Here is a 4,961-nt window from a genome sequence, read left to right on the forward strand (position 1 = left end):
TCTCTAGGTTACATCGATTATCCACCTTATCGGGACTAACCGTTCCGAAACCGTGTGCGAGGGTGGCGTCAAACCGCGTGACGCCCTCGCAACCGGCTCCCTCCGAGGGAATGCCATACCACCAATGCCGAACACCCGTTTCGAAGAAGACGATTATGCATCAGCCACTTGCAACATTACCACAGATCACTTCCGCGCGGCTCTCGATCAGGCCGCTATTGATCAATGATGTCGATGACCTCGCTGGCATGACTGACGATCCCGCGATTACGGATGTGATCCACTTCCTACCTTCTCCCTTCACGCGATCTGATGCCTTCGCACTGATAGGCCAGAACGACGACAGAAACTGCTTTCTTGGAGCTTTTCTCGATGGGGGACTGATCGGCGTCGTTGGCACTCATCTACACGATGAAGACAGACTCGAAATCGGCTACTGGATCGCGTCACGCCACCAGCGACAAGGGTTTGCCTTGGAGGCTGTTTCCAACGTCATTTCCCGGATACGGGAGCTCTATCCTAAAAGGCAGATCACCGCGGAGTGCAGGATTGGCAACGAGGCCTCCTGGGCACTACTTCATAAGTTGGGTTTCCGATCAGTCGGACGTCCGGGGGACCGTCCTGGACGCGAATTGCTTATTTGTCGCTGATCGGCCACTCTCTTGCGACACCCCCATCCGCTTTTGCAGGCCCAAGATCGGTGACGGCTCGTCAGCAAAGGGCGCGAAGTGGCTTTAGTGCGCTGCCACCCAGTCCTTGAGAGCGGCATCGATCCGTGACTGCCAACCGGGGCCGCCGGATTTGAAATGCTCGATTACCTCGGGTGAAAGGCGCAGCGTGGTGCTGACCTTTTTCGGGGCCTTCTGAGGACCGCGTGCGCGAATCGTCTTTGCAAGGTCCGGGAAGGCCTCAGCGAAAGGCTTTGCCCTGGCAAAGTCCTCGGCCGTCCATTCAGGGTTATCGCTGACCGCATCCATATCGGCCTTGGTATATCCGGGAGCGACCTGTTTCGGGTCGGTCATGGCAGGAGCCTCCGTTCCGTAATGCTGGCCGGGCGAGCGGAGATGATAGAGACGCCTTCGGTGCCCAGCACAGCGAAAATCACCGTGATCGTGCCGTCCATCTCACCGATGGCGGCAAAGCGTCCGTCCTTCGCGGGGATCACCAAGGCGGAGAGGAAGAACCCTTCGCCCACATCGGCAAAGTCGATCCCGTGCTTGACGAGGTTCGCTTGCCGCTTCGGTTCATCCCATACGATTATCATGGCTTTTTGTAGTTACGATTTGATTGACCGTCAATCGCTTTTTGTAACTACAATTTGCCTATAGCATCACGATCAATCTTTCGATTCCTCCGGCGACGCAGCTGCTTGAGTATCTTGGCGGATTGGCGGTGCGCTGGTCGAGCCCAGGCTTGCGCTGCTCCATCGGTGAGCCATCAGGCAGCACGGTGCCAGTTGCGTGGCTGAGGTTCGAGCGGCGAAGGGCCTGTCGGCGCTCGCGCGCCATGCGGCGGTGGGTCGGATTGAGCCTCTGGCGTGTCCCTTATCGTTGCTGACGGAGGTGGTCGACGAGGGAAGGTTGGTCTCACGATCCCTGTGGTTTCGGGTTCGCATGGAACGGTGGACTTGGGCGTGAAACAGCGACTGCATTCCTTCGAAATCTCGGGGGCATCAAGATTTTGGCGGCTGCCTCGGGGGAGGGGCTCAATCTGTTGGCTCAGGTGGATAAATCAGGCTTGCGATCTCTGACGCGAGGTAAACGTTGCAGGCTGACCCGCGCCGTTGGGGCGGCCGGGCTCTATTTCGCTGACGCTCAACCGAGCCACCAGCTGCACCGCCGTCTCGTCGGCAGAGCCGTGACGATCCCTGTCTGGGGCGGGATGCAGTTCGCATCCCTTCAAGTGTCGCCGCGCTGACCCGCGCGGCGGCGTTGGCCTTTGTCGGCTCCAAGGTGACGGGGGGCGTCGCTGCCCGATAGCCCCGCCTCGACGGGGCGCAACCCGTCCGCTGCGCTCCCGGGTCCTTCACGTTGTTACGGCCTTGTCAGGTGCGCCCCGCCTTTGCCGGCGGGGCTGCTGGTTCGCTCCTGCCGCCCCCCGCCACCCTGGCGCCGGTCAATGGCGGTTGAAGGAAGGAGTGAAGCAAAATGGAACTCATGCACATCGACCTTGCGCGTCTCTCGGTATCCAGCCTCAACATGCGGGGCACAAAGAAGACCTGCGACATCGCCAATATCCTGCCCTCGGTTCGGGTACGCGGCGTACTGGTGCCGCTCATCGTTCGCGAACTGCCCGGTACGGGTGATGGCGGCAACGACAGCCCTCCCGCTTATGAAATCCTCGCAGGCAAGCGGCGCTATCATGCAGCCCGTACGGTGGCCGAAGAAGGCGGCGGCATCGAGGACCTGCCCTGCGCGGTGATCGAGCAGGGTGACGATGCGGCAGCCCTCGAAGCCTCGCTGATCGAGAACGTGGCCCGGCTCGATCCCGACGAGATGACCCGCTGCGAAACCTTCACCCGGCTGGTGCGCGAGGGGCGTGACGTGGAAGGTATCGCGCAGACCTTCGGGCTGACGGCCTTGCAGGTGAAGCGGACGCTGGCGCTCGGCAATCTGGTCCCACGCCTGCGCAACCTCTACCGCTCGGACGGCATCGATGCGGTGTCGCTGCGCCACCTCACCATGCATCGAAGGCCAGGCAGAAGGAATGGCTGGACCTGCACGACGACGAACGGGCGACCGCACCAACCGGCTCGTGGCTCAAGGCATGGCTGTTCGGCGGGGCCTCGATCCCGGTGAGCGCGGCGCTGTTCGATGTCGAGGCTTGCAAGATTGAAACAATCGCCGATTTGTTCGGAAACGAGGCCTATTTTGCCTCTTTGGAAGCCTTTTGGAGCCTCCAGATGGCCGAAGTCGAGAATCGAGCCCAGCAACTGCGCGAGGCCGGATGGGGCGAAGTGGTCGTGCTGGAGAGGGGCGATACCTTCCATTCGTGGGAGCATGAACGCATGGCGCAGGCGAAGGGCGGGCGCGTCTATGTCGCCATCGGGCATCGCGGCGAGGTGACCTTTCACGAAGGCTATGTGACCACGAAGGAAGCGCGGCGGCTGGAATGCGGGGAAGCCTTGGAGAAGGTCGCCCGGCCCGAAGTCTCGAGCACGGTGAACGCCTATATCGACCTGCACCGCCATGCCGCCGTGCGCGCCAGACTGGTCGAGGATACCGGGCTCTCGCTGCGGGTGATGGTTGCCCATGCGATTGCCGGGTCTTGCCTATGGTCGGTGCGGATCGAGCCGCAGAAGGCCCCCAACGATGCGGTGGCCGAGAGCGTCGAGAACTGTCTTTCGGAAAGCCTGTTCGATGCCCGGCGGCGCGAGGTTCTGGCTCTGCTCGGCTTCGATGCCGACACGCCGACCGTCACTGCAGGCGCTCCCGATGGGGAAGGGCTGTGCGTGTTGCTGCGCCGTCTGATCGCGCTGGACGATGCCGAAGTGCTGCGGGTTCTGGCTGTGGTCATGGGCGAAACGCTTAGCATCGGCACGAGCATGATCGAGATGCTCGGTCAGCACATGGGCGTGACCATGGCCGATGTCTGGCAGGCCGACGATGCCTTGCTCGATGCCGTGCGTGACCGCGAGGTGATCGGGCATCTGCTGGCCGATGTCGCGGGCAAGAAGGTCGCCGCCGAGAACGCCAAGGCGACGAGCAAGGTGCAGCGCGGCATCATCTGCGATTGCCTGACGGGGACCAATGGGCGGCGCAGGCACGAGAGCTGGGTACCGCGCTGGATGGCGTTCCCGGCCAGCGCCTACACCGAGCGCGGCGGTGTCGGCAGTGTCGAGCGTTCGATGCGGATCGCCGAGCCTGCCGAGGTCGAAAATGCCGGGCCGGACACCTCGAACCCGCTGCCGCAGGCGGCCTGATTGAGGTGAGCCCGGTGGTAAAGGTCGCCGGGCTCCTCCGCATAGGAGACAAGGCCCATGGAACAGGACTGCAATCCCGAACGCCTGCGCCGGATGGAGGCGGCGCTGCTCGAACTCACCAACCTCGACCGGCAGATATTCCTCGCGATGCGGCTCGACAGCATGTCCGTCGAGGAGATCGCCCGGCGCACCGGACTGTCGCAGCGGCAGGTCGTAAAACGCCTCGGGCGCGCCATCCGTCATCTGGACAAGCGGTTGCGCGCGTTGGGGGCGCAACCGTGAAGTGCGTTCCCCCCAAACGCGGCAAGGGCCGGTCCTGTGCAGGACCGGCCCTTGCACTTTGCTCTTGGCAACTGGGATGTTAGGCGCGAGTCTGTGCCCATGAAAACGAGCCTCGACCATCTCCCGGCGAACAAGCAGCGCGAGCTCGAACGCGTGGTGCAGATCGTCTTCGAGGAATTCGAGGACGCCTTCGCGCTTTCGACGCAGAACTGGAAGAAGAAGGGGCGCATCCTCAAGATCGTGCTCTACGGCAGCTATGCCCGGGGCAACTGGATCGACGAGCCGCACACCGCCAAGGGCTACAAGTCGGACTACGATCTTCTGGTGATCGTCAGCGACAAGCGGCTGACCGACCGGGTGAAGTACTGGACCCGCGTCGACGAGCGGCTGATACGCGAATACGGCATCACCGAGAGCCTCAAGACGCCGGTCAATTTCATCGTCCACACCATGCAGGAAGTGAACGACGGGCTCGCCCAGGGCCGGTACTTCTTCATGGACATCGCCCGCGACGGCATCGCGCTTTACGAGGCCGACGACAGCGAACTGGCGACACCCAAGCCCAAGGCCCCACATGCGGCGCTGGATCTGGCGAAGGAGTACTACGAGGAGTGGTATCCAAGCGGGGGAGAATTCTTCGACAACTACAAGTTCAATCTCTCGAAAGGCAGACTGAACAACGCTGCTTTCCAGCTGCACCAGTGCACTGAACGCCTCTACACTGCGTCCTGCTGGTCTCGACCTTTTACACTCCGTT

Annotated in this window: 6 protein-coding genes and 1 pseudogene; 5 read left to right on the forward strand and 2 right to left on the reverse strand. The window is 62.2% G+C overall.

Features of this window, described 5'->3' with window-relative positions; genetic code table 11:
- The first annotated feature begins 155 nt into the window (after positions 1–155).
- Positions 156–650, forward strand: coding sequence for a GNAT family N-acetyltransferase (locus MBENS4_RS16300; protein ID WP_039392849.1), 495 nt, complete (start codon positions 156–158; stop codon positions 648–650).
- An 84-nt stretch (positions 651–734) separates the two neighbouring features.
- On the opposite strand, the gene MBENS4_RS16305 is transcribed toward MBENS4_RS16300, so the two are convergent.
- A complete protein-coding gene (locus MBENS4_RS16305) occupies positions 735–1,022 on the reverse strand; it encodes a BrnA antitoxin family protein (RefSeq protein ID WP_039392850.1) in 288 nt (95 codons plus the stop codon).
- Positions 1,019–1,264, reverse strand: coding sequence for a BrnT family toxin (locus MBENS4_RS16310; RefSeq protein WP_039392851.1), 246 nt, complete (start codon positions 1,262–1,264; stop codon positions 1,019–1,021). The genes MBENS4_RS16305 and MBENS4_RS16310 overlap by 4 nt, the downstream gene beginning before the upstream one ends.
- Positions 1,265–2,147: 883 nt before the next feature.
- On the opposite strand from MBENS4_RS16310, the gene MBENS4_RS27435 reads away from it, so the two are divergent.
- The 4 genes and pseudogenes from MBENS4_RS27435 to MBENS4_RS16325 all read left to right on the forward strand — a co-directional run.
- Positions 2,148–2,798 (forward strand): ParB/RepB/Spo0J family partition protein, encoded by a 651-nt coding sequence (locus MBENS4_RS27435; RefSeq protein WP_340140844.1) that lies wholly within the window; start codon positions 2,148–2,150, stop codon positions 2,796–2,798.
- A gap of 104 nt (positions 2,799–2,902) precedes the next feature.
- Positions 2,903–3,922 (forward strand): chromosome partitioning protein ParB, encoded by a 1,020-nt coding sequence (locus MBENS4_RS27440; protein WP_340140845.1) that lies wholly within the window; start codon positions 2,903–2,905, stop codon positions 3,920–3,922.
- Between the two features lie 57 nt (positions 3,923–3,979).
- The gene (locus MBENS4_RS16320; protein WP_039392852.1) at positions 3,980–4,204 is read left to right on the forward strand and encodes an RNA polymerase sigma factor; all 225 of its coding nucleotides are present in this window, start codon (positions 3,980–3,982) and stop codon (positions 4,202–4,204) included.
- A gap of 99 nt (positions 4,205–4,303) precedes the next feature.
- Positions 4,304–4,961 (forward strand): annotated as a pseudogene (locus tag MBENS4_RS16325) (nucleotidyltransferase domain-containing protein); the annotation flags it as partial.

Origin of the sequence: Novosphingobium sp. MBES04 (assembly GCF_000813185.1) — a bacterium.
GTDB lineage: Bacteria > Pseudomonadota > Alphaproteobacteria > Sphingomonadales > Sphingomonadaceae > Novosphingobium > Novosphingobium decolorationis.